Origin of the sequence: Margalitia sp. FSL K6-0131, assembly GCF_038008735.1 — a bacterium.
Taxonomy (GTDB): Bacteria; Bacillota; Bacilli; order Bacillales; family Bacillaceae_C; genus Margalitia; species Margalitia shackletonii.
On sequence record NZ_JBBOZS010000001.1, the window covers coordinates 5,098,273 to 5,123,924 of the forward strand.

Consider the following 25,652-nt stretch of genomic DNA (forward strand, 5'->3'; position numbering starts at 1 on the left):
ACCCGGTTTTTATAGGATTGGCAACTTTAGTAAAACCTTTGTTCCTACGCCTTGCCTGCTGTCTATTTTTATTTCGCCCTTCATACTATCGACAATCCTATAGACAACCATAAGTCCAAGCCCAGTACCCCTACTTGTGTTGTGAAGTAAGGTTCTCCAAGCCTTTTCTGCAACGCTTTATCCATTCCGATTCCATTATCTATTATGTAAATATAGCATTCTTTATTTTTTACCTTCACCTTTAATTCGATATTGCCCCCTTTTTTTACTGCGTTAATGCTATTTTTTAATAGGTTTACAAGTGCTTGAACTAATTGCTTCGGATCCCCCATTAAGCAGCAGGCTGGAGTATCACCCATTACTATCAATGCATCTTCCATCTCCGCTAAAGGCCTTACAATATTAATGGAATTATGCAGTACTTCGTCCAGTTGAAATACCTCATTTGTTGTGGGATACGGCCTCGCATAAGTCAAATAATCTTTTATTATATGGTTCACTTTATCCACTTCCTCTAATGCCAACTGTAAAAAGGTTTGCTCCTTTTCTACTGTAAGGCCGGGGTCCTCTTTAACAAGTTGAATCAGTCCCCGAATAGTCGTTAAAGGGTTGTTGATTTCATGATTAACCGCAGCTGCTAGGTGACCTATCACATCTAATTTATCAGCATAGATCACCTTCATTCGCCATTCATAATTGCTTTGAATCATTTCAACTGATAGGCTGACCAGTATGATTCCAATTGCATTGATGATTAAAAATTCGAACCAATAATCTATTTTAAATGAATCATGATGAAGAAAAGTGAACGCTATTAAAACAAGGAATGAAAAGAAAATATTCATAAATGTACTTAAAACTATTTTCTTATAGGTTCCTAAACGAAAATATAATGGAGTAATCATAACAGTCGAAAAAAACATCAGTGCGGTGTTCATAATCGATGAATATACATCTGTTCCACCTTGTATGAATCGAATAACACTAGTAAGTACTAAAAGAACAAATCCTACAATTGGTCCCCCATAAATAGTACCGAACCATAATGGTATCCGTCGCAAATCATAGCGCACACCTTCATATTCGTAAAAAGAAAACACCATACAAATAAAAATTGCTAATCCGGATGTGACTAAAATGGAATATTTTATGACAAGCTTACAATTTGGTTTACTTTCAATCCAAAATTGGTGCACAATCATCGTGATAAGAATCACCAGTAAGTTAAATAGTAAATCACTTGCTACAGCTAACAATGTAATCTACCCCTTTAGTCACAGTAGTTTGAATATTACAAAAGTATGATTGTTATAATTGTAATGTTTTAATAACCTATTGTCTATTAGTGGAGAATGGGAGAATAAAAATTAATTATCAATACAAAAAACCCCCACAAGGAAAGGGGAAAGCACGTCCAGTTTTAAAATTTATATCATTACCTCTAACCATTTCTTTTCTAACAAGTATTTTTTATCTCCTATGAAAAAATTAAAACACTCCAAACGATAGGAAGTTTACTTGAATAGAAGAAAAACACCGGACAACAACCTTGTCCGGCATTTTTGTGTAAGTCCTTCAATGAACCGCGTGAATTCATACTTAAACAGTTCGAAAGTTCACTTAAATAGTGTAAAACAGGACTTTACCTATAAAATTGCTTTATTGCCAATATCTTTTCGATAGAAAAATTCGCTAGATTGCAGTTTATCCATTTCAGCATAAACTGTTCTTATTGCTTCTCTCAACGAATTACCTTTACATGCTACTAATAGAACACGTCCGCCATTAGAAACAAATTGATTCCCAGCTTTATCCGTTCCCGCATGAAATACAGAGGTTCCTTCAGAAAGCATCTCTAATTCGGGAAGCACAACTCCTTTTTTGTACTGCTCTGGATAGCCATTTGATGCAAGCACTACTCCCACAATCGAATCGTTATTCCATACTATTTCTGGTTCTTTTTTATCTAACAGATCTAAAATAATACTTACAAAATCTGATTGTAAACGAGATAATACAACCTGCGTTTCAGGGTCGCCAAAACGCGCATTAAATTCAATTACTTTCGGACCTTTATCTGTTAAAATTAGCCCCGCATATAATACACCGCAAAAGCTTCTGTTTTCTTCCACTAGCGCCTTTGCAGTAGGAAGTAAAATCTCCTGGACAGCACGTTCCACTTCTTGTTCAGGAATATGCGGAACCGGAGAATAAGCACCCATACCGCCTGTATTAGGTCCTTTATCTCCATCAAATGCTCTCTTATGATCCTGTGCAATGACCATTGGGTAAACATCTGTGCCATTCACAAATGCCATTAAAGAAAATTCTTCCCCTTGCAGGAATTCTTCAATCACTACACTAGCAGATGCCTCCCCGAATTTTTCATCTAACATCATTTCTTTCAAGGCTGCTAATGCTTCCTGTTCCGTCATTGCAACAACAACACCTTTACCAGCGGCAAGTCCATCTGCTTTTATTACAATTGGCGCACCAGTATTTTCGATGTATGCTTTTGCAGCTCCATAGTCTTGGAAGGTTTGATAGACGGCAGTTGGAATATTGTATTTTTGCATTAAATCCTTCGCAAATGCTTTACTTCCTTCTATAATGGCCGCTTCTTTTTTTGGCCCAAAAATCTTCAGACCAGCTTCTTGAAACTCATTTACGATTCCTGCTGTTAATGGATCTTCCGGACCTACAATTGTTAAGTCAATTTGATTTTCTTTGGCAAAAGAAATTAAATCAGAAAATTGATGTTCTGAAATTGGAACAAGCTCTGCATCCTCGCTGATTCCCCCATTACCGGGAGCGCAGTATACTTTTGTGACTTGTCTGCTTTCCTTTACTTTTTTACAAATGGCATGCTCCCTGCCGCCTCTTCCGATTACTAATACCTTCATATGCTCCGCCTTTCCGGTTCAAATCTTAGTGTTGAACAACAATGCAAGGGGTATCATTAACTATATTTAATAAATTTGCCGGACACTAGTTCCGTTATCTGTGACAAATCGGGCTATTTACCTATGTTTGCGGACACAGATTCCGTTATTTTGCAAAAAGCAGTGAATTCTTCATGTTTTTTCTCAAATAACGGAATCTGTGTCCCCTAAACCTTTAAATGATGGTCATTTTATTAAAATAACGGATTCTCTGTCCGCTTATTTGTATTCACGCAACTGCTTAATGTTTAAAATGTCGAATCCCTGTAAAGACCATTGCTATACCGTATTCGTCCGCCTTTTTGATAGAATCGGCATCTTTAATAGAACCACCCGGTTGAATGATTGCCGTGATTCCCGCTTTGGCCGCTGCCTCAACCGTATCATCCATTGGGAAGAAAGCATCTGAAGCAAGTGCAGCACCTTCTGCTCTAGCTCCCGCTTGTTCAAGTGCAATTTTCGCCGCTCCCACGCGGTTCATTTGACCTGCACCAATCCCTAAAGTCATATCGGAATTCGTTACAACAATCGCATTGGATTTCACATGTTTCACAACTTTCCAGCCAAGCTTCAATGCTTCCCATTCAGCGTCTGTAGGTTTTCGTTTCGTTGGAATGGTGATGTCGGCATTCTCTAATGTATAAGTATCTAAATCTTGCGTTAGTAATCCGCCTTCTACGGAGGTCATTACTTTTTCCTGTTTGTTCTTTTCACTTGTTTCCACTGCTAATAAACGAATATTTTTCTTAGAAGTCAAAATAGATAATGCTTCTTCAGAAAAGGAAGGAGCAATGATAATTTCAAGGAATATTTCATGTAATAGCTTTGCGGTTTCTGCATCAACCTCGCGATTAAAAGCGACAATGCCGCCAAAAATGGAAGTAGAATCCGCTTCATATGCCTTTTTATATGCTTCTAAAATAGTGTTTCCTGTTCCCACACCACAAGGGTTCATATGCTTAACCGCTACCGCCACTGGTTCTGAAAAATCTTTCACGATTTGCAATGCTGCGTCTGCATCGCGAATATTATTGTAGGAAAGCTCTTTACCATGTAATTGCTTACCATGTGCAATGGAGAAAGTAGAGCCAAGTGGATTGACATAAAAAGTTGCTTGTTGATGTGGATTTTCACCATAACGAAGCGATTGCTTACGTTCATAAGTAAACGTCACTCGCTCAGGATTTTCTTCACCAACCAAAGTTGTCATGTAATCCGCAATAATTGCATCGTAAGAAGCAGTATGGCGATATACTTTCGCAGCTAGTTTTTTCTTTGTTAGTGTTGTAACATCTCCAAACTCCGTTAACTCTGAAAGCACCGTATCATAATCATTCGCATCTACTACCACGGTAACATACGCATGATTTTTCGCTGCAGAACGCAGCATGGATGGTCCGCCGATATCAATATTTTCAATCGCTTCCGCTTCCGTAACATCCGGCCTGGAAATGGTCTGCTGAAACGGATATAAATTAACACAAACTAAATCAATTGGATGAATGCCTTGATCTGCGATTTGTTTCAGATGATCCGGAGTTCTCTTTGCAAGTAAACCGCCATGAACATTAGGATGCAGAGTTTTCACTCGACCCTCCAACATTTCAGGAAATCCGGTAATATCATCAATTCCAATGACAGCTAAACCTGCTTCCTCCAATGCTTTTTTTGTACCGCCTGTCGAAATGATCTCAAATCCAACTTCTACTAACCCTTTTGCAAATTCCACTACACCTGTCTTATCTGAAACACTAATGAGCGCTCTTTTCATGGTGCCTGACACCTCCACGGTTAAATATAGTTTGTAATGTTATTGGATATAAGCGATGTTCTATTTCGTGAATTCTTTCCGCTAGCGTTTCTGCTGTATCATGCTCCGTAATAGTTAAAGACTCTTGGGCAATAATAGGTCCTGTATCCATGCCTTCGTCTACGTAATGAATCGTTACTCCCGTCAGACTTACACCTGCAGCAATAGCCTGACCAATTGCATCCTTTCCTGGAAACATCGGGAGCAAGGATGGATGTATATTAATGATTCGATTATCAAATTCACGGAGAAGCGTTGGGCCAATCAGCCTCATATATCCTGCTAAGACCAGATATTCAATGTCTCTCTTTTGGAGCTCCAGAGCAATTTTCTTTTCATATTCCGTTTTTGATTGGTATTCCTTGGGGTTAAAAACAAATGCCTCAATCCCATTTTGTTCGGCTCTTTCAATCACATAAGCATTTGATTTATCGCACACTAGGAGTTCCACTGACGCATCCAACTGACCAGATTTAACGGAATCCACGATAGATTGAAAGTTGCTGCCGCTCCCAGAAGCAAATACTGCTATTTTCACCATTACCATGACCCCTTACCTGTAAAACGTACTCCAGGTTCTTTTGTAACTTGGCCAATTCGATAAGCAGACTCGCCATTCTTATTAAAAAATTCAACAACAGTGTCTGCAATGGATTTATCCACTGCTACCACAAAGCCAATCCCCATGTTAAAAATATTAAACATTTCCGCGTGGGGAATTTCTCCATACTTCTCCAGTACCTCGAATATTGGCAAGATTGTCCAAGTACCTTGCTCTATTTCTACACCTAAATCTCCGTTAAGCATTCTCGGGATATTTTCAACGAACCCGCCGCCTGTAATATGTGCCATTCCCTTTATTTCGAACTCTCTAATGGCTTTTAAAACAGGCTTGACATAAATTTTGGTTGGTACCAGCAACTCTTCACCAAGTGGACGGTCTAGTTCTGGCAGGCTTTCTTCTAATGAGAAAGTGTGATCTTCAAAGAAGATTTTCCTAACCAAAGAATAGCCATTACTATGAATTCCACTGGAAGAAAGTCCTATAAGGACATCTCCTTCTTGAATGGTCTCACCAGTTATTAGCTCACTTTTTTCACATGCACCGACAGAAAAGCCTGCCAAGTCATATTCCTCTTCTTGATACAATCCTGGCATTTCAGCTGTTTCTCCACCGATTAATGCACAGCCTGCTTGCTCACAGCCATCGGCAATCCCTTTCACAATTTGCTCTATTTTAACGGGGCTCGCTTTTCCGCATGCGATGTAGTCAAGAAAATACAGCGGTTCAGCTCCTTGCACCACGATATCATTGACACACATTGCAACACAGTCCATTCCAATTGAATCATGCTTATCCATTAAAAAAGCCAGCTTTAGCTTCGTTCCAACACCATCTGTTCCGGAAACAAGAACCGGCTGCCTCATATTTAAAGCAGAAAGATCAAACACTCCTCCAAAGCTGCCAAGCTGACCTAAAACTCCAGGCCGCTTTGTCCTGTCTGCATGTTTTTTTATTCTTTCTACCGCTTCATATCCTGCCTCGATATCTACTCCCGCTTGTCGATATGCATTTGCCATTTATAAGCCTCCTAGCGCACAAGTTCTTTCTCATGAGGTAATACTGTATCCGGGTAAATTTCAGTAGGATATTTTCCCGTAAAGCAAGCCAAACATTGACCGCAGCTTTCATTCATCTTTGGTCTGCCAATCGCTTCTAACATTCCTTCGACACTTAAGAAGGTTAAGGAATCTGCACCAATTAACTCGCGAATCTCCTCAACACTATGCGTGGACGCAATCAGTTCTTCATGTGTGGAAGTGTCAATTCCATAAAAGCAAGGATTCTTCATAGGAGGTGAACTGATGCAAACATGAACTTCCGTTGCCCCGGCTTCCTTTAGCATGGAGACAATTCGTCTGCTTGTGGTTCCCCTGACGATCGAATCATCCACCATTACTACCCGTTTGCCTTCCACGACTTTTCTTACAGCCGAAAGCTTCATTTTTACGCCTTGTTCCCTTAACGATTGAGATGGTTGAATAAACGTTCTTCCTACATAACGATTTTTAATTAGTCCCATTTCATATGGAATACCTGCCGCCTCCGCATATCCAATCGCTGCGGAAATACTGGAGTCCGGTACACCTGTCACTACATCTGCTTCTATAAGCGCTTCCGCAGCAAGGCGTTTTCCCATATTTTTACGAGCCGTATGCACATTAATTCCGTGTATATTGCTATCCGGTCTTGAAAAATAAACATATTCCATCGTGCAAATAGCACTGTTGGTGGAAAGAGTAAATGGTTCCGAGTGAAGGCCATTATCATTAATGGTCAGTAATTCTCCCGGCATCACATCTCTTACAAACTTAGCCCCGATAATATCAAAGGCACAAGTCTCAGACGCCACACAATATGCGTCCCCAACACGACCAATCGATAGTGGGCGCAATCCGTTTGGATCCAGTGCCACCATTAATTCCGTTTCTGTCATTAAAAGAAATGCATATGCACCTTTTACCATCGTTAGTGCATTTTTCATTTTATCCGAAAGAGAAATGTACCCGCTTCTTTTTATAAGATGTGCGAACACCTCTGTATCTGAGCTAGTTTGAAAAATACTGCCTTGTGCTTCAAGCTGATGTTTAAGACCGTTCGCATTGACTAAATTTCCATTATGGGCAAGCGCCATGCTGCCTGTTTGCGAATGGAAGAGAAGCGGTTGAACATTTTCAATCCCGCCTCCGCCAGCTGTTGCATACCGAACATGACCAATCGCTGAATATCCTTGTAAATTTTCTAGTTTACCTTCATTAAATACTTCCGTGAGCAGCCCTTCTCCCCTTATACCGTACAAGCTCTCACCATTTGTAACGACAATTCCCGCACCTTCTTGACCACGATGTTGCAAACTGTGTAACCCATAATACGTGATTTTCGCTGCATCCGGATGTCCCCAAATTCCAAATACACCGCATTCCTCGTTCAATCCCCTTATTTCAGCAAGCATGAAATCGCTCCTCTCCAAGCTTCTTCACATTCTTGCACGTTCGTTTGAATGATTATTTCTCCTTGCTCATCCTTTATGAAAAGTTCTCCCGTGTTCGTAACCGTCCCTATGAATCTTGCATCCTCAACTATGTTTTCAAATTCCTCTCTAAACTCCGGACGAATTGAAACAATAAAACGTGATTGTGTTTCACTGAATAAAGCGACTGTTGCATCCCCTTGTAAAAGTACATCCGCCCCAAGATTGTCTGTACCAAATAGACCTTCTGCCAGCGCCACTGCTGTTCCGCCTTCCGCAATATCGTGTGCAGAAGAAACCAAGCCTTGTTTAATGACGGCTAATAATTGTTTCTGTCTTTTAAGTTCTTTATCTAAGTTCAATTCTGGTGCTCTACCAAAAATCTTGCCGTTTTGATATTTTTGGAGTTCGCTTCCCCCGAACTCAGGATTTGTTTCCCCTATGACATAAATCAAATCTCCTGCTTTCTTGAAGCTTTGAGTAGTAATATGATCAAGGTCCTCGATTAAACCAACCATCCCCACTACAGGTGTTGGATAAATAGCCGTACCTTTTGTCTCATTGTAAAGGGAAACGTTCCCTCCAATGACAGGACTGTTTAACACTCGGCATGCCTCGCTCATACCGTCTACTGCTTTTTCAATTTGCCAGAAGATTTCTGGCTTCTCAGGATTTCCGAAGTTCAAGCAATCCGTAATGGCTAATGGCTCGGCACCAGAGCAAACAATATTACGCGCTGCTTCTGCCACAGCAATTTTTCCGCCTGTTTCAGGATCTAGATATAAGTAACGTGAATTACAATCGGTTGTCATCGCTAATGCTTTACGTGTTCCACGGATTCTTACCACTGCTGCATCCGATCCCGGTGTTACAACCGTATTTGTACGAACTTGGTAATCATACTGGCCATACACCCATTCCTTACTTGCAATGGTTGGTTGCTGCAACAACTGAAGCAATGTTTCCTTAAAATCTGCCACACTTGGAATCTCATTTTCTATGGATTGAAATTCACGGAAATAAGCAGGCTCTACAGATGGTTTATGATAAACAGGTGCGTCCTCTGCAAGTGCATCCACCGGAACATCTGCCACTACTTCTCCATGATGTAAAAGACGCAATTGCTTATCGTCCGTAACCTTTCCTACCGCTACAGCTTCTAATCCATACTTTAAGAAGAGATCCATTATTTCTTGTTCTCTTCCCTTTTTCACTACAATTAACATTCTTTCCTGTGATTCAGAAAGCATCATTTCATATGCGGTCATCCCTAATTCACGCTGTGGAATTAGATCAAGGTTCATTTCGATTCCTGATCCCGCTTTACTTGCCATTTCAGCTGAAGAACTGGTTAATCCGGCCGCACCCATATCTTGAATACCAACAAGGGCATCATTTTGAACTAATTCCAAGCATGCTTCTAATAAAAGCTTCTCCATAAATGGATCGCCTACCTGAACAGCTGGACGCTTTTCATCAGATTTCTCACTTAGTTCCTCTGAAGCAAAGGTTGCACCGTGTATACCGTCACGACCCGTTTTCGCTCCAACATACATGACAGTATTCCCAATCCCTTTTGCTTGCCCTTTTTGAATATCTTTATGGTCAATCAAGCCAACACACATTGCGTTCACAAGTGGGTTTCCATCATAAGAAGGATCAAATTGGATTTCTCCGCCTACCGTTGGAATACCAATACAATTTCCATATCCGGCAATTCCCGCTACGACTTCTTTAAACAAATACTTCACTCTTGGAGAATCAAGCTCCCCAAATCGTAACGAATTTAGAAGAGCAATTGGTCTCGCTCCCATTGAAAATACATCACGAATAATTCCGCCTACACCTGTTGCGGCACCTTGATAAGGCTCAATTGCAGATGGATGGTTATGGCTTTCAATTTTAAATACGACCGCCTGCTCATCACCGATATCTACAATACCCGCACCTTCACCCGGCCCTTGTAGTACTTTCTCACCTGATGTCGGAAATCTCTTTAGGACTGGCTTAGAATTTTTATAACTGCAGTGCTCAGACCACATAACAGAGAATAACCCTGTTTCTGTATAGTTAGGAATTCTTCCTAATATGTTTTCAATCATGGAAAATTCTTGATCGGTTAAACCTAATTCACGGTAAAGCTTTTCTTCTTTAATTTGGATTGGATTTGGTTCAAGCATTAACGACATGTGCTTCCCTCCAGTTTCTTACGATCGCTTGGAAAAGTTTTAATCCGTCAGCACTACCTAAAAGTTCATCCACTGCACGTTCAGGGTGCGGCATCATACCAAGGACATTTCCTTTTTCATTGATAATCCCTGCAATATCTGACACGCTTCCGTTAGGATTATTTTTATATGTGAAAACAATTTGATTATTATCCATTAATTGTTGAAGTGTAGCTTCATCACAATAATAATTTCCTTCACCATGTGCAATTGGGATACGAATAATATCACCTTGGTTTAAAGAAGAGGTAAACATGGTGTTGTTGTTTTCTACTTTTAGTTCAACCGTACGGCACATAAATTGCAGGCTTTCATTGCGGCGCATTGCCCCCGGCAGTAACCCGGATTCGAGTAAAATCTGAAATCCATTGCAAACACCAAGCACAGATTTGCCAGCCTCGGCAGCTTTTACTACTTCCTGCATTACATTGGAGAAACGAGCAATGGCTCCTGATCGTAAGTAGTCACCGTAAGAGAAACCACCTGGCAGTAAAATCCCATCGAATTCATCAAGATTATCAGCATCATGCCATACATACTCTACTTCTTCGCCCAGTTCATCTTTTATTGAATGGTACATATCAACATCACAATTAGATCCTGGAAAGACGATTACCGCGAATTTCACTGAGCAACACACTCCTCAATTTCATATCGATAATCCTCAATTACGGGATTTGCAAGGAGGCGAGTGCAAAGTTCATTTACAACCTCTTCAATATTACGATCTGCTTTTTCAATCGTTAATTCCATATACTTGCCGATTCGTACATCTTGAACTTCTTGATAATTCATTGTGTGTAGTGATTGCTTAACAGCCGTTCCTTGAGGATCCAAAACGCTTTCCCTTAGTGTTACGTAAACTTTTACTTTATACATGTGCTGTTTCCCCTTTCAAGCGGTTTAAAATTTCTGTATAAACAGTTGTCAGATCACCTAAATCTCTGCGAAATACATCTTTATCAAGCTTCTCGTTGGTATTTACGTCCCATAAGCGACAAGTATCTGGAGAGATTTCATCCGCAAGTAAAATTTCGCCATTTGCATCTTTTCCAAACTCAAGCTTAAAGTCTACTAAGCGAATACCAAGCTGTAAAAACAAATCCGATAACACTTCATTAATTTTAAGAGCTTTATTTCTTAATAGATTTACTTCTTCTAAACTAGCAATTTCTAATATTCCAATATGATCCTCTGTAATGAGGGGATCGCCTAGATCATCATTTTTATAATAAAATTCCACAACTGGTTTTTTTAAAGGTGTGCCTTCTTCTATTCCAAGCCGTTTTGCTAAACTGCCTGCAATGACATTTCTAGTAACAACTTCTAAAGGTATAATGGAAACCTGCTTTACGAGTTGTTCCGTTTCCGAAATTTTACGGATAAAGTGACTTTCAATCCCCATTTCCTGAAGATTGGCAAAAATCAAGCTAGAAATCTCGTTATTTAAAATGCCTTTCCCTGTTATTTCGGATTTTTTCACCCCATTAAAAGCAGTGGCAGAATCTTTGTACTCTACCCATAAAACGCCTGTTTCATCTGTTGCATATATTCTTTTTGCTTTCCCTTCATACAGTAGCTCATTCTTTTCCATGTCTTCACACCTCACCAGTTGATTTAAGAAGTTTGTTCAGAAGAGCAGTCTCTTCTGAACAAACTTTCTTTAAGATAAGAAAGTATAAGTTTCTAATTTCAAACATTATTAGTAAGATATACTCTGTCTAGCTCCAGCACCTATCGGCTAGCGGATTTCTCCGTCTCCTCCCTACGATAAGTCAACATCAGTTCGTGAACTACCTCACTGTGTTTCCTTTATCTCGAGCCTGCGACTACGAAATCCGTACGCCGATGGGCAAGGTGCTTCCGCCTTTCTTATTTCAAACCTAGTCTTTCAAATATGGTGTCTACATTTTTTAAGTGATAATTATAATCAAAGCAATCATCAATTTCTTCTTTCGTTAATTTGCTTTGGATAATTGGGTCAGCTTCGATTAATTGTCTGAATGGCACTTGTTTCTCCCATGCTTCCATTGCCTTTGGCTGAACAGTATCATATGCTGCTTCGCGGACCATTCCTTTATCAATTAGCGCTAATAATACTCGTTGTGAATAGATTAACCCTAAAGTACGATCCATATTTCGCTTCATGTTTTCTGGGAATACCGTTAAGTTTTTCACGATATTACCGAAGCGATTAAGCATATAGTTAATAGCAATCGTTGCATCCGGAAGTATGATTCGCTCTGCGGAAGAATGAGAAATATCTCTTTCATGCCATAGCGGAACATTTTCGTATGCCGTTAACATATAACCGCGAATAACTCTTGCCATTCCTGTCATGTTTTCCGAACCAATTGGATTCCTCTTATGCGGCATCGCTGATGAACCTTTTTGACCTTTTGCAAAAAATTCTTCTACTTCACGTGTTTCACTCTTTTGCAGCCCGCGAACCTCTACTGCAAATTTTTCAATAGAAGTAGCAATTAATGCAATGGTAGCCATGTATTGTGCATGGCGATCTCGCTGTAATGTTTGCGTTGAAATTGGAGCTGGCTGCAATCCTAATTTTTCACATACATATTTTTCAACGAATGGGTCGATATTAGCATAAGTACCGACCGCTCCGGAAATCTTTCCAAACTCCACTCCTGCTGCAGCTTGTTTAAAGCGTTCCAAATTGCGTTTCATTTCTTCATACCAAAGTGCCATTTTTAATCCGAATGTCGTTGGTTCTGCATGCACTCCATGGGTTCTCCCCATCATAACGGTATATTTATGTTCTTTCGCTTTTTCTTTTAGTATGTCAATAAAATTTTCAAGGTCTCGTAAAATAATCTCATTTGCTTGCTTCAATATATAGGAAAGGGCTGTATCAACAACATCTGTCGACGTTAAACCATAATGCACCCATTTTCTTTCTTCCCCAAGAGATTCTGAAACTGCTCTTGTAAAAGCAACAACATCATGTCTCGTTTCTTCTTCAATTTCCTTAATACGCTCCACCTTGAAGGTTGCATTTTCGCGTATTTTTTGGACATCCTCTTTCGGAATATCGCCAAGCTCTGCCCATGCCTCACATGCTAAGATTTCAACCTCCAGCCATGCTTGAAAACGATTTTCCTCTGTCCAAATTGCGCCCATTTCTGGTCGTGTATAACGTTCGATCATGAATGTTTTCCTCCGATTCTATTTCCAAATATTACTTTGCTCTAATTCCAGCAATGTGCTTTCTACATCTTCTGTTAAAACAGTCACATGACCCATTTTTCTTTGATATTTAGGTTCTTCTTTCCCATATAGATGAATGGACCACTTCGGCTGTTGCGGAATTTGCTCCAACACCTTATCAACATGCTGCCCTAAAATATTTACCATAATCACTGGACTTAATAGGCGTGGCTCTCTTAATGGCCAGTTACATATCGCCCGAACATGCTGAGCAAATTGGGAAATTTCACAAGCCTCGATAGAATAGTGTCCCGAATTATGAGGTCTTGGCGCCAGTTCATTAACGAATAACTCACCATCGCGAGTTAAAAACATTTCAACAGCTAAAGTACCGACCAGATTCAGGTGTTCTGCTATTTTTTTCGCTAATGTATAGGCATTTTTCATTACTTCATCTGTTGTTCTTGCAGGAACAATCGTTTCATGCAAAATATTGTTCACATGAATATTTTCACCAATTGGGAAACATTTCATTTCACCAGAAACATTTCTTGTGACAATAACAGAAACTTCTTTTTCAAATGGAACCCATGACTCTAATACACAGTTTCCGTGTTGAAGTAATGCCGATGCTTCCTCTATATCCTCTTCGTCTTTTAAAATAAATTGACCCTTTCCATCATAGCCTCCGCGAGCTGTTTTTAATACACATGGAAACCCAAGCTGTTCGGCACCATTTTGGAGATCTTCAACGGTTTCAATCACCCAGTATGGTGCGACTTTCACACCTGAATGATCTAAAGCGTTCTTTTCCAAAATCCGGTCCTGTGTAATTCTGATGATTTCTGCACCTTGTGGAACGTACGCTATTTCAGTTAACCACTGTAATGCATCATAATCAATATTTTCAAATTCAAAAGTGATCACATCACTATTTTCCGATAATTGAAGCAGTGCTTGTTTATCATCATAGTCGGCAGTTAATTGAATATCTGCTACCTGGCCACAAGGACAATTCTTCGTTGGATCAAGCACGGCAACTCTATATCCAGCCTCTTTAGCGGCTAGAGCCATCATTCTTCCAAGCTGGCCACCGCCAATAATTCCAATGGTTTTTCCTGGTTGTATGAATGTTTTATCCAAGTTGATCACTGCTTTCGATTACTTGTTTTTTTAGAGCTTCTCTTCTTTCTTCTAATCTAATAGCGATTGTTTCATTATTTGTAGATAATATTTGAGCTGCCAACAGTCCTGCATTTGTTGCTCCTGCTTTCCCTATGGCAACTGTTGCAACTGGTACACCGCCAGGCATCTGGACGATAGATAGTAAGGAGTCAAGGCCATTCAACGCTTTTGATTGTACTGGTACACCAATTACGGGAAGCGTGGTTTTGGCTGCTACCATTCCCGGCAAATGGGCTGCACCCCCAGCACCTGCGATGATGACCTTTATCCCTCTTTCTCTGGCATTCTCGGCATATTCAAACATCAAATCAGGTGTTCTATGTGCTGATACTACTTTTTTTTCAAAAGGAATCTTTAATTCTTCTAAAATATCACATGCGAATTTCATTGTATCCCAATCAGATGTACTTCCCATGATTACTCCGACTTCAATCGACATCATCTCAGTCCGCCTTTTTAACTTTTATAAAATAAAAACCCAGGTAAACTGCACCCTCAGTGTGAGAGAAAGCAGTTTATCTGGGTGATAAAACCGGATCCATAAAAACAAAAATAAATAAAAAATCCCCAATATATCCACTTTCCCTCATAGTCCAAACATTTACGGTGTCTGGGTAGAGACGTATGGGCCATATTCCCATTATATATGAGGTACTATACTATTCATCTTTGACACTTACATCTTAACAGGTTATGTAATAAGAGTCAACACAATAATCGAACATTGATATTAAATATAATATTAACGTTCGGATTTTAGTCGATTTTCCGCCCCTCGAAGATTATTTTCCTTCCTGCTGGCTCGTAATCTACCTTTCCATTCCGGGAAACCTCTTTAAAAATTGGTTTTTCTAATCTTCTTACAGGACGATATCCTTCTTGCTCCATACGATTTAGACAGGTTTCTATTGATTCGTTTTCTTGGACTTCGAATTGTTTTTTAGTGTTAGGCATTGATGATATATTCCTTCCTTAATAAACTTTACCCTTGATTAACTTATTAAGCTGATCTTTACATCAATTTTTATTTTTATTATATAATCTTCCCATCATTTTAACATAAAAGGTTCAATTGTCATTAGTTCTTATGAATTTTCTTTAATCCCTTCTATTCAACTCATATTATTTCATTCAACTTTAAATAGAACCGCACGAAAAATAGCAAAAACTGAATAAATCCTAACGGAACTGCACGAAAATTAAAGTAAATTGCACGAAGTTATCCCCGAACTGCACGATCCAGGACTTTGAACCCCTCATACAGAAATAAAAAAGCCACAGATCGAAATCTGTGACTTTCTCTGTTTGCCTGGCAACGTCCTACTCTTGCAGGGGGAGAGCCCCCAACTACCATCGGCGCTGAGAAGCTTAACTTCCGTGTTCGGGATGGGAACGGGTGTGACCTTCTCGCCATAATTACCAGACTATATGAGGTTTGTTCCCTCAAAACTAAATACTGCAGAAGAAGAAGTAAAACTGAGTTTCGCTTTTTTCAATCCAGCTCCAGCGCCTATCGGCTAGTGAATTTCTCCGTCTCCTCCCTACGATAAGTCAACATCAGTTCGTGAACTACCTCACTGTGTTTCCTTTATCTCGAGCCTGCGACTACGAAATTCATACGCCGATGAGCAAGGCGCTTCCGCTTTATATTTTGGTTAAGTCCTCGATCGATTAGTATTCGTCAGCTCCATGTGTCGCCACACTTCCACCTCGAACCTATCAACCTGATCATCTTTCAGGGATCTTACTAGCTTGCGCTATGGGAAATCTCATCTTGAGGGGGGCTTCATGCTTAGATGCTTTCAGCACTTATCCCTTCCGCACATAGCTACCCAGCGATGCCTTTGGCAAGACAACTGGTACACCAGCGGTGCGTCCATCCCGGTCCTCTCGTACTAAGGACAGCTCCTCTCAAATTTCCTACGCCCACGACGGATAGGGACCGAACTGTCTCACGACGTTCTGAACCCAGCTCGCGTACCGCTTTAATGGGCGAACAGCCCAACCCTTGGGACCGACTACAGCCCCAGGATGCGATGAGCCGACATCGAGGTGCCAAACCTCCCCGTCGATGTGGACTCTTGGGGGAGATAAGCCTGTTATCCCCGGGGTAGCTTTTATCCGTTGAGCGATGGCCCTTCCATGCGGAACCACCGGATCACTAAGCCCGACTTTCGTCCCTGCTCGACTTGTAGGTCTCGCAGTCAAGCTCCCTTGTGCCTTTACACTCTACGAATGATTTCCAACCATTCTGAGGGAACCTTTGGGCGCCTCCGTTACTCTTTAGGAGGCGACCGCCCCAGTCAAACTGCCTGCCTGACACTGTCTCCCACCCCGATCAGGGGTGCGGGTTAGAATTTCAATACAGCCAGGGTAGTATCCCACCGACGCCTCCACCGAAGCTGGCGCTCCGGCTTCAAAGGCTCCTACCTATCCTGTACAAGCTGTACCAAAATTCAATATCAGGCTGCAGTAAAGCTCCACGGGGTCTTTCCGTCCTGTCGCGGGTAACCTGCATCTTCACAGGTACTATAATTTCACCGAGTCTCTCGTTGAGACAGTGCCCAGATCGTTACGCCTTTCGTGCGGGTCAGAACTTACCTGACAAGGAATTTCGCTACCTTAGGACCGTTATAGTTACGGCCGCCGTTTACTGGGGCTTCAATTCAGAGCTTCGCTTACGCTAACCCCTCCTCTTAACCTTCCAGCACCGGGCAGGCGTCAGCCCCTATACTTCGCCTTGCGGCTTCGCAGAGACCTGTGTTTTTGCTAAACAGTCGCCTGGGCCTATTCACTGCGGCTCTCTCGGGCTTGCACCCTACCAGAGCACCCCTTCTCCCGAAGTTACGGGGTCATTTTGCCGAGTTCCTTAACGAGAGTTCTCTCGCTCACCTTAGGATTCTCTCCTCGCCTACCTGTGTCGGTTTGCGGTACGGGCACCTTTCACCTCACTAGAGGATTTTCTTGGCAGTGTGGAATCAGGAACTTCGGTACTATATTTCCCTCGCTATCACAGCTCCGCCTTCACGGTTACGGGATTTGCCTCGTAACCAGCCTAACTGCTTAGACGCACATAACCAGCAGTGCGCTTACCCTATCCTCCTGCGTCCCCCCATCGTTCAAACGGTGAAGAGGTGGTACAGGAATATCAACCTGTTGTCCATCGCCTACGCCTTTCGGCCTCGGCTTAGGTCCCGACTAACCCTGAGCGGACGAGCCTTCCTCAGGAAACCTTAGGCATTCGGTGGAAGGGATTCTCACCCTTCTTTCGCTACTCATACCGGCATTCTCACTTCTAAGCGCTCCACTAGTCCTTCCGGTCTAGCTTCACCGCCCTTAGAACGCTCTCCTACCACGGACACCTGTCAGGTGTCCATCCACAGCTTCGGTGATACGTTTAGCCCCGGTACATTTTCGGCGCAGAGTCACTCGACCAGTGAGCTATTACGCACTCTTTAAATGGTGGCTGCTTCTAAGCCAACATCCTGGTTGTCTAAGCAACTCCACATCCTTTTCCACTTAACGTATACTTTGGGACCTTAGCTGGTGGTCTGGGCTGTTTCCCTTTTGACTACGGATCTTATCACTCGCAGTCTGACTCCCAAGCATAAGTATTTGGCATTCGGAGTTTGTCTGAATTCGGTAACCCGATGAGGGCCCCTAGTCCAAACAGTGCTCTACCTCCAATACTCTTCATCTTGAGGCTAGCCCTAAAGCTATTTCGGAGAGAACCAGCTATCTCCAAGTTCGATTGGAATTTCTCCGCTACCCACACCTCATCCCCGCACTTTTCAACGTGCGTGGGTTCGGGCCTCCAGTAAGTGTTACCTTACCTTCACCCTGGACATGGGTAGATCACCTGGTTTCGGGTCTACGACCTCATACTTATTCGCCCTATTCAGACTCGCTTTCGCTGCGGCTCCGCTTCATCAGCTTAACCTTGCATGAAATCGTAACTCGCCGGTTCATTCTACAAAAGGCACGCTATCACCCATTAACGGGCTCTAACTACTTGTAGGCACACGGTTTCAGGTTCTCTTTCACTCCCCTCCCGGGGTGCTTTTCACCTTTCCCTCACGGTACTGGTTCACTATCGGTCACTAGGGAGTATTTAGCCTTGGGAGATGGTCCTCCCTGCTTCCGACGGGATTTCACGTGTCCCGCCGTACTCAGGATCCACTCTGGAGGGAACGAAGTTTCAACTACAGGGTTGTTACCTTCTTTGACGGGCCTTTCCAGACCTCTTCATCTACTCCGTTCCTTTGTAACTCCGTATAGAGTGTCCTACAACCCCAAGAGGCAAGCCTCTTGGTTTGGGCTTCTTCCGTTTCGCTCGCCGCTACTCAGGAAATCGCGTTTGCTTTCTCTTCCTCCGGGTACTTAGATGTTTCAGTTCCCCGGGTCTGCCTTCATTACCCTATGTATTCAGGTAAAGATACTGCTCCATTACGAGCAGTGGGTTCCCCCATTCGGAAATCTCCGGATCAAAGCTTGCTTACAGCTCCCCGAAGCATATCGGTGTTAGTCCCGTCCTTCATCGGCTCCTAGTGCCAAGGCATCCACCGTGCGCCCTTACTAACTTAACCTATAAGGTTATTACTACTTTAAATTGGATGAAATCCATAAAGTGGCGATTCTCGGTTTTACTTGGTTTCTTCTATCAGTATCTAGTTTTCAAGGAACAAATTATCCTGGATGAATTGATCATCCAAAACTGAACAGAACTTAAAAACGTCTTCTTATAACCACGTAAGTGGTTTTCCATTATCCTTAGAAAGGAGGTGATCCAGCCGCACCTTCCGATACGGCTACCTTGTTACGACTTCACCCCAATCATCTGTCCCACCTTCGGCGGCTGGCTCCAAAAGGTTACCTCACCGACTTCGGGTGTTACAAACTCTCGTGGTGTGACGGGCGGTGTGTACAAGGCCCGGGAACGTATTCACCGCGGCATGCTGATCCGCGATTACTAGCGATTCCGGCTTCATGCAGGCGAGTTGCAGCCTGCAATCCGAACTGAGAATGGTTTTATGGGATTGGCTTAACCTCGCGGTCTCGCAGCCCTTTGTACCATCCATTGTAGCACGTGTGTAGCCCAGGTCATAAGGGGCATGATGATTTGACGTCATCCCCACCTTCCTCCGGTTTGTCACCGGCAGTCACCTTAGAGTGCCCAACTGAATGCTGGCAACTAAGGTCAAGGGTTGCGCTCGTTGCGGGACTTAACCCAACATCTCACGACACGAGCTGACGACAACCATGCACCACCTGTCACTCTGTCCCCCGAAGGGGAACGCCCTATCTCTAGGGTTGTCAGAGGATGTCAAGACCTGGTAAGGTTCTTCGCGTTGCTTCGAATTAAACCACATGCTCCACCGCTTGTGCGGGCCCCCGTCAATTCCTTTGAGTTTCAGCCTTGCGGCCGTACTCCCCAGGCGGAGTGCTTAATGCGTTAGCTGCAGCACTAAAGGGCGGAAACCCTCTAACACTTAGCACTCATCGTTTACGGCGTGGACTACCAGGGTATCTAATCCTGTTCGCTCCCCACGCTTTCGCGCCTCAGCGTCAGTTACAGACCAGAGAGTCGCCTTCGCCACTGGTGTTCCTCCACATCTCTACGCATTTCACCGCTACACGTGGAATTCCACTCTCCTCTTCTGCACTCAAGTCTCCCAGTTTCCAATGACCCTCCACGGTTGAGCCGTGGGCTTTCACATCAGACTTAAGAAACCGCCTGCGCGCGCTTTACGCCCAATAATTCCGGACAACGCTTGCCACCTACGTATTACCGCGGCTGCTGGCACGTAGTTAGCCGTGGCTTTCTGGTTAGGTACCGTCAAGGTACCGCCCTATTCGAACGATACTTGTTCTTCCCTAACAACAGAGTTTTACGATCCGAAAACCTTCATCACTCACGCGGCGTTGCTCCGTCAGACTTTCGTCCATTGCGGAAGATTCCCTACTGCTGCCTCCCGTAGGAGTCTGGGCCGTGTCTCAGTCCCAGTGTGGCCGATCACCCTCTCAGGTCGGCTACGCATCGTCGCCTTGGTGAGCCGTTACCTCACCAACTAGCTAATGCGCCGCGGGTCCATCTGTAAGTGATAGCCGAAGCCATCTTTCAATCTTTCCTCATGCGAGGAAAGAAGTTATCCGGTATTAGCCCCGGTTTCCCGGAGTTATCCCAGTCTTACAGGCAGGTTACCCACGTGTTACTCACCCGTCCGCCGCTAACTTTTAAAAGCAAGCTTTTAAAAGTCCGCTCGACTTGCATGTATTAGGCACGCCGCCAGCGTTCGTCCTGAGCCAGGATCAAACTCTCCAAAAAAGTGTTTGATATAGCTCATTAATTAAAACATTGACGTTTCGTTCTGTTCAGTTTTCAAAGATCAATTCTCAGTTACTTTTTTAAGAAGCAACTTTTATATAATATCATTTTAAATCTTTCGTGTCAACAACTTTTTTCATTTCATCAGAAGCGACATTTAATATCTTATCACTTCAGAAACATATTGTCAACAGCTTTTTAACTTTTATTTTTCTCCGGCCGTTTCTCTTGCCGGTTTTTATATAATAACACCTATCTAACATTCGGTCAACAAAATATACATGGTAAATAAATCCATTCATCCACTTTAAATAAAAAATCCGATCCCCATAATAGGATCGGAAAAACATCACTTATTTAATAGAAATAATATTAGCTTCTTTCAATTCAACAAGACCTTCTTTTTCAATTACTACCGTTTCGCCTTCTTTTAAATTAGTAAAGACAATCGGAGTTATGATTGACGGTACTCTTTCTTTCAAGAAATCGAGGTCTACTTTCATTAGTTGTTGTCCAGCTTCTACTCGCTCACCTTCACTCACTAGTATCTCAAAGCCCTCACCTTTTAAGTTAACAGTATCAATACCTACATGAATTAAAATCTCTCTTCCGGCATCTGACATTAATCCAATTGCATGCTTAGTCGGGAAGACAATGACAATTTTTCCGTCTACCGGTGAAGTGATAACACCTTCTTCCAGAAGAACAGCAAATCCATCACCCATCGTTTTTTCTGAGAACAGTTGATCGGGTACCTCAGTAATAGGCTTGATTTCACCTTTAGCTGGAGATATAAATGATTCATGAATCTGTTTACCCTCAAATCGAAGAACTCTCGGTTGCACCTCTTCCATTTGCTGTTTTACAACTGAATCAGGGTTTGTTTCTATTTTACGAGGTCTTTTGCCAGAAATAATATCCTTCATTTGCGATTTTAGGGTATCTGATTGCGGGCCAAAAATAGTTTGAATATTATTTCCTACCTCAAGAACACCAGCTGCACCTAATCTTTTTAATCGATTCTTATTTACTTTTTTTACATTCACTACTTGAACACGCAATCTTGTAATACAAGCATCTAGGTTTATAATATTTTCTTTCCCACCCATTGCTTGTAATATATCGTATGGTAAGTCAGACGTTGTCCCAATTGTAGTTTCTTCTGTATCCTCTTCTTCATCTTCACGTCCAGGTGTTTTTAGATTGAACTTGCGTATTGCGAAACGGAAACCAAAGTAATATATGACTGCAAACACTAAACCTACTGGAATAACCCACCACCAGTGTGTTTGTTTATTCAAGACTCCAAATAAAACAAAGTCAATTAATCCTCCAGAGAAAGTCATCCCAATTTTTACATTTAATAATTGCATCACCATAAAGGATAAACCAGCGAATACCGCGTGGATACCAAATAATACAGGTGCAACAAACAAGAAGGAAAACTCAATAGGTTCTGTAATACCTGTTAAAAAGGAAGTTAAGGCTGCAGAACCCATAATTCCTGCTATAAATTTTTTATGTTCTGGACGTGCTTCGTGATAGATCGCTAATGCAGCTGCAGGAAGACCAAACATCATGAATGGATATTTTCCTGTTTGGAACGTACCAGCTGTTAAATGTTGAACCCTATCTTTAATTTCTGCCATAAAGATAGCTTGATCACCATGTACAGGAGTTGATGCACCATGTGGTGTATAGGAACCAAACTCAAACCAGAAGGGCGAATACCAAATATGATGTAAACCAAATGGAACCAATGAGCGTTCAATTAATCCAAAGATAAACGCCGCCAAAGTTGGCTGTGAATTTAACATAAAGTTAGAGAAATGGTTAAGCCCTACTTGGATAGGCGGCCAAACAACTAACATGATTAATCCTAAAACAACAGCAGAACCTGCCGTAGCAATTGGCACAAACCGTTTACCTGCAAAGAATCCTAAATAAGATGGCAATTCAATTTCAAAGAACTTACTATACATATAGGCAGCAATTAGACCAACAATAATCCCTCCAAACACACCTGTTTGAAGTGTGGGAATACCTAGTACTAATGCATTTGCAGGATTCACGTGGTCACCGGTAACATCTCCAAGAGAAAGCCCCTTTGCTACACCCATCGTAACATTCATAATTAAATATCCTACGATTGCTGCTAATCCAGCTACACCTTCTCCACCGGATAATCCAATGGCAACCCCAACTGCAAATAGCAACGCTAAGTTACTGAAGATTATATTCCCAGCATTGGCCATTACATCTGCAATATGCTTTACCCATGCTACATCTAATAAGGGAGCTACATTTAAAAGAGTCGGGTTTGTTAATGCTGTACCAACAGCTAACAAAATACCGGCAGCCGGCAAAATCGCTACTGGTAGCATTAATGCTTTACCGACTTTTTGCAAAACACCAAAGATCTTCTTAAACATAAGTGAAATCTCCATTATTTATTGAAAATTATATAAGAAAGCAAAAAACGCATGAAAAAAGAAGAGTGAAAATAGAGTTAGATTACGCCTGTATCCCAATTTCATTAGTTCTTTTCTCATGCCTGATTGAATCAGTAACACGTATTATATTAGATTAGTTCTTGGAAGTGGTTACATTTTACAACATAACTACTTCAACTTATTTTGAATCCTTTGTAGATGCATTGTTAAATATACTGCTTCTGCATCATACACTGGCTTTTTCAGCGTTTGTTGCATGATCTTGATTATCTTCCAAGCAAGATTATAGCTTAAGGGATATTCTTGTTTCAAGAATAGTGTGATTTTATCCGGTTCATTAATTTTTTCACCCTTAATAACCCTTTCTATGGCATAACGTAGATGACGAACAAGTCTCATATAGTGAATATCTTCCTTATTTAACTTCATTTGAAATTGCTCTTCAATAATTTGAATCAATTTCGCCACTAACTGAGAGTATTGATTCACTTCCGATAAGTCCTTATTCGTTACTGCACTATGAATATGCAAGGCAATAAAACCTATTTCTCCTTCAGGCAGTGTAATATTTACGGCGTCATTGATAAAATCAATTACTTCTTCCGCAATTGCATACTCTGCAGGATACATCACTTTCGTTTCTGCTAGAAACGGGTTTTTAATCGATAACCCACTCATTAAACGATTAATAGAAAATAGGATATGATCGGTTAAGGCGACATGGATATGTTCATTTAAAATAGAAGCTGTTCGTTTTCGTATTAACTCAATGGCTGAAATAATTACGCCGAGCATATCTTCGTCAATATAAGGCAACAGTTTCTTATATTGTTCCTGTTCCTTTTCATTTGTTAAAACAAACATCTTTTCTACTGACTCTTTAGAAATATGGTCGCCCTTTTTACGGTTAAAACCAATTCCCTTGCCAATAAGCACAACCTCATCATATATTGGATGCGTTACAATCAATACGTTATTATTTAATGCCTTTTTTATAGTAAATGCTTCCATTCTTCTTATCTCCCCAGCAGTTTTACCGAAAACTACAATAGTAGCCTAAGTGTATCGAAAAATTTCACTGTAATCAATTTTGATTACTTCATTCAGAGACAAAATAGAGCCGCGGAATGATCCGCGACTCCCTTTTCTATTATTATTTCAAGAAAATAAAGTAGAGCAAGAAGATAACAAAGAAGAAGTACATAATAGGATGAATTTCTTTGATTCTTCCTTTTACAATCATCGTAATTGGGTAAAAAATAAAGCCAATCGCAATTCCGGTTGCGATACTATAAGATAATGGCATTGCTATCATTGTCAAGAAAGCAGGTACTGCAATTTCAAATTTATCCCATTCAATATGTCTTAAGGAAGAAACCATTAGTACTCCAACAATGATAAGAGCAGGTGCCGTTACTGGTGCTGTTACTACCGATAATAACGGAAAGAAGAATAAAGCAAGTATAAAGAATGCCGCTGTTACCAATGAAGCAAATCCTGTTCTTGCACCGGCAGCTACTCCAGATGTTGACTCAACAAAAGATGTTGTAGTGGATGTTCCTAGAACCGCTCCCACCATCGTTGCAATGGAATCAGATACTAAAGCTTTTCCTGCGTTCGGAAGCTTATTATCCTTCATTAAACCAGCTTGGTTCGCAACCGCAACGAGTGTTCCGGCGTTATCAAAGAAATCAACAAATAAAAACGTTAAAACCACGCCGATCATGCTTGTTGACCAAAACGAACTATCTCCAAAGGAGGAGAACACCGCACCAAACGTAGGGCTCACACTTGGAACCTTATCTACTACTTTATGAGGTACATCGATTAAGCCAAAAATCATTCCTACTATAGCTGTAATAATCATTCCATAAAAGACTGCGCCTTTTATATTTCTTGTCATGAGAATGACGGTAATAAAAATCCCGAAAATCGCAAGTAATGTATCACCATTGGTTAGGTCCCCTAATCCAACAAGGGTTGCATCATTATTTACAATAATTTTAGCATTTTGCAATCCGAGGAAAGTTATAAACAAACCAATACCTGCACCAACCGCATGCTTTAATTGAACAGGAATCGCGTTGATAATTTTTTCACGTAATCCTGTAAGTGTTAATAGGAAGAAGAAAACTCCGGAAATAAGAACTGCTCCAAGTGCATGCTGCCATGGAATATGGCTTCCTAACACAACACTGTAAGCGAAAAATGCATTTAATCCCATTCCAGGCGCTAAAGCTAAAGGATATTTCGCTAAAAGTCCCATAATAATAGAACCGACAGCTGATGCAATGGCTGTTGCTACGAATACAGAACCTTGATCCATTCGCATCGCATCCGGCAAATCTTTAATACTAGAAAGAGATAATGTTAATGGATTGATGACTAGAATATATGCCATTGCTAAAAAAGTTGTTAAACCGCCCAAAAATTCTTGACGATAACTTGTTCCCAGTTCCCTGAACTGAAAATACTTTTGCATGTGTATTTCCCCCTATAATTTTTCATT

Annotated in this window: 18 protein-coding genes, 3 rRNA genes and 1 riboswitch; all 21 genes read right to left on the reverse strand. The window is 41.4% G+C overall.

The genetic code is table 11. The features are described from left to right. Positions 1-9: 9 nt before the first annotated feature. Positions 10-111 (reverse strand): hypothetical protein, encoded by a 102-nt coding sequence (locus tag NSQ59_RS28040; RefSeq protein WP_445669223.1) that lies wholly within the window; start codon positions 109-111, stop codon positions 10-12. Further along, complete coding sequence (locus NSQ59_RS24920; RefSeq protein WP_340832971.1) at positions 81-1,256, reverse strand: histidine kinase dimerization/phospho-acceptor domain-containing protein; 1,176 nt, start codon at positions 1,254-1,256, stop codon at positions 81-83. Before NSQ59_RS24920 ends, NSQ59_RS28040 begins: the two co-directional genes overlap by 31 nt. 390 nt (positions 1,257-1,646) lie before the next feature. After that, positions 1,647-2,903, reverse strand: coding sequence for a phosphoribosylamine--glycine ligase (purD, locus tag NSQ59_RS24925; protein WP_126647648.1), 1,257 nt, complete (start codon positions 2,901-2,903; stop codon positions 1,647-1,649). 280 nt (positions 2,904-3,183) lie between these two features. Next, complete coding sequence (gene purH / locus NSQ59_RS24930) at positions 3,184-4,713, reverse strand: bifunctional phosphoribosylaminoimidazolecarboxamide formyltransferase/IMP cyclohydrolase (RefSeq protein ID WP_340832972.1); 1,530 nt, start codon at positions 4,711-4,713, stop codon at positions 3,184-3,186. Continuing rightward, on the reverse strand, positions 4,694-5,293 hold the full coding sequence (purN, locus tag NSQ59_RS24935) for a phosphoribosylglycinamide formyltransferase (protein ID WP_340832973.1): 600 nt from the start codon (positions 5,291-5,293) through the stop codon (positions 4,694-4,696). Before purN ends, purH begins: the two co-directional genes overlap by 20 nt. Beyond that, positions 5,293-6,333: a phosphoribosylformylglycinamidine cyclo-ligase gene (gene purM / locus NSQ59_RS24940; RefSeq protein ID WP_340832974.1), complete on the reverse strand. Its 1,041-nt coding sequence runs from the start codon at positions 6,331-6,333 to the stop codon at positions 5,293-5,295. The genes purN and purM overlap by 1 nt, the downstream gene beginning before the upstream one ends. 11 nt (positions 6,334-6,344) lie before the next feature. Further along, complete coding sequence (gene purF, locus NSQ59_RS24945) at positions 6,345-7,766, reverse strand: amidophosphoribosyltransferase (protein WP_055741716.1); 1,422 nt, start codon at positions 7,764-7,766, stop codon at positions 6,345-6,347. Then, positions 7,751-9,973: a phosphoribosylformylglycinamidine synthase subunit PurL gene (purL, locus tag NSQ59_RS24950; protein ID WP_055741715.1), complete on the reverse strand. Its 2,223-nt coding sequence runs from the start codon at positions 9,971-9,973 to the stop codon at positions 7,751-7,753. Before purL ends, purF begins: the two co-directional genes overlap by 16 nt. Then, positions 9,957-10,640 (reverse strand): phosphoribosylformylglycinamidine synthase subunit PurQ, encoded by a 684-nt coding sequence (gene purQ, locus NSQ59_RS24955; protein ID WP_340832975.1) that lies wholly within the window; start codon positions 10,638-10,640, stop codon positions 9,957-9,959. Before purQ ends, purL begins: the two co-directional genes overlap by 17 nt. Further along, a complete protein-coding gene (purS, locus tag NSQ59_RS24960) occupies positions 10,637-10,891 on the reverse strand; it encodes a phosphoribosylformylglycinamidine synthase subunit PurS (protein ID WP_055741713.1) in 255 nt (84 codons plus the stop codon). Before purS ends, purQ begins: the two co-directional genes overlap by 4 nt. After that, positions 10,884-11,606, reverse strand: coding sequence for a phosphoribosylaminoimidazolesuccinocarboxamide synthase (gene purC, locus NSQ59_RS24965; RefSeq protein ID WP_055741712.1), 723 nt, complete (start codon positions 11,604-11,606; stop codon positions 10,884-10,886). Before purC ends, purS begins: the two co-directional genes overlap by 8 nt. Positions 11,607-11,884: 278 nt before the next feature. Further along, positions 11,885-13,180 (reverse strand): adenylosuccinate lyase, encoded by a 1,296-nt coding sequence (purB, locus tag NSQ59_RS24970; RefSeq protein ID WP_055741711.1) that lies wholly within the window; start codon positions 13,178-13,180, stop codon positions 11,885-11,887. Between the two features lie 18 nt (positions 13,181-13,198). Then, positions 13,199-14,323, reverse strand: a complete 1,125-nt coding sequence (gene purK / locus NSQ59_RS24975) for a 5-(carboxyamino)imidazole ribonucleotide synthase (protein ID WP_055741710.1) — start codon at positions 14,321-14,323, stop codon at positions 13,199-13,201. Further along, positions 14,316-14,804: a 5-(carboxyamino)imidazole ribonucleotide mutase gene (purE, locus tag NSQ59_RS24980; protein WP_340833202.1), complete on the reverse strand. Its 489-nt coding sequence runs from the start codon at positions 14,802-14,804 to the stop codon at positions 14,316-14,318. Before purE ends, purK begins: the two co-directional genes overlap by 8 nt. Positions 14,805-14,934: 130 nt before the next feature. After that, a riboswitch (purine riboswitch) is annotated at positions 14,935-15,035 on the reverse strand. Between the two features lie 86 nt (positions 15,036-15,121). Continuing rightward, positions 15,122-15,319 (reverse strand): NETI motif-containing protein, encoded by a 198-nt coding sequence (locus tag NSQ59_RS24985; RefSeq protein WP_055741708.1) that lies wholly within the window; start codon positions 15,317-15,319, stop codon positions 15,122-15,124. Between the two features lie 353 nt (positions 15,320-15,672). Beyond that, a 5S ribosomal RNA gene (rrf, locus tag NSQ59_RS24990) occupies positions 15,673-15,789 on the reverse strand. A gap of 227 nt (positions 15,790-16,016) precedes the next feature. Continuing rightward, positions 16,017-18,951: ribosomal RNA gene (locus NSQ59_RS24995) — 23S ribosomal RNA — on the reverse strand. Positions 18,952-19,139: 188 nt separating this feature from the next. Then, positions 19,140-20,690: ribosomal RNA gene (locus NSQ59_RS25000) — 16S ribosomal RNA — on the reverse strand. Together the 16S, 23S and 5S rRNA genes form the textbook arrangement of a ribosomal RNA operon. Positions 20,691-21,043: 353 nt before the next feature. Then, a complete protein-coding gene (gene ptsG / locus NSQ59_RS25005) occupies positions 21,044-23,122 on the reverse strand; it encodes a glucose-specific PTS transporter subunit IIBC (protein ID WP_055741292.1) in 2,079 nt (692 codons plus the stop codon). Between the two features lie 189 nt (positions 23,123-23,311). Beyond that, a complete protein-coding gene (glcT, locus tag NSQ59_RS25010) occupies positions 23,312-24,154 on the reverse strand; it encodes a glucose PTS transporter transcription antiterminator GlcT (protein WP_055741293.1) in 843 nt (280 codons plus the stop codon). Positions 24,155-24,296: 142 nt separating this feature from the next. Further along, positions 24,297-25,625: an NCS2 family permease gene (locus NSQ59_RS25015; protein ID WP_055741294.1), complete on the reverse strand. Its 1,329-nt coding sequence runs from the start codon at positions 25,623-25,625 to the stop codon at positions 24,297-24,299. Positions 25,626-25,652 lie beyond the last annotated feature (27 nt).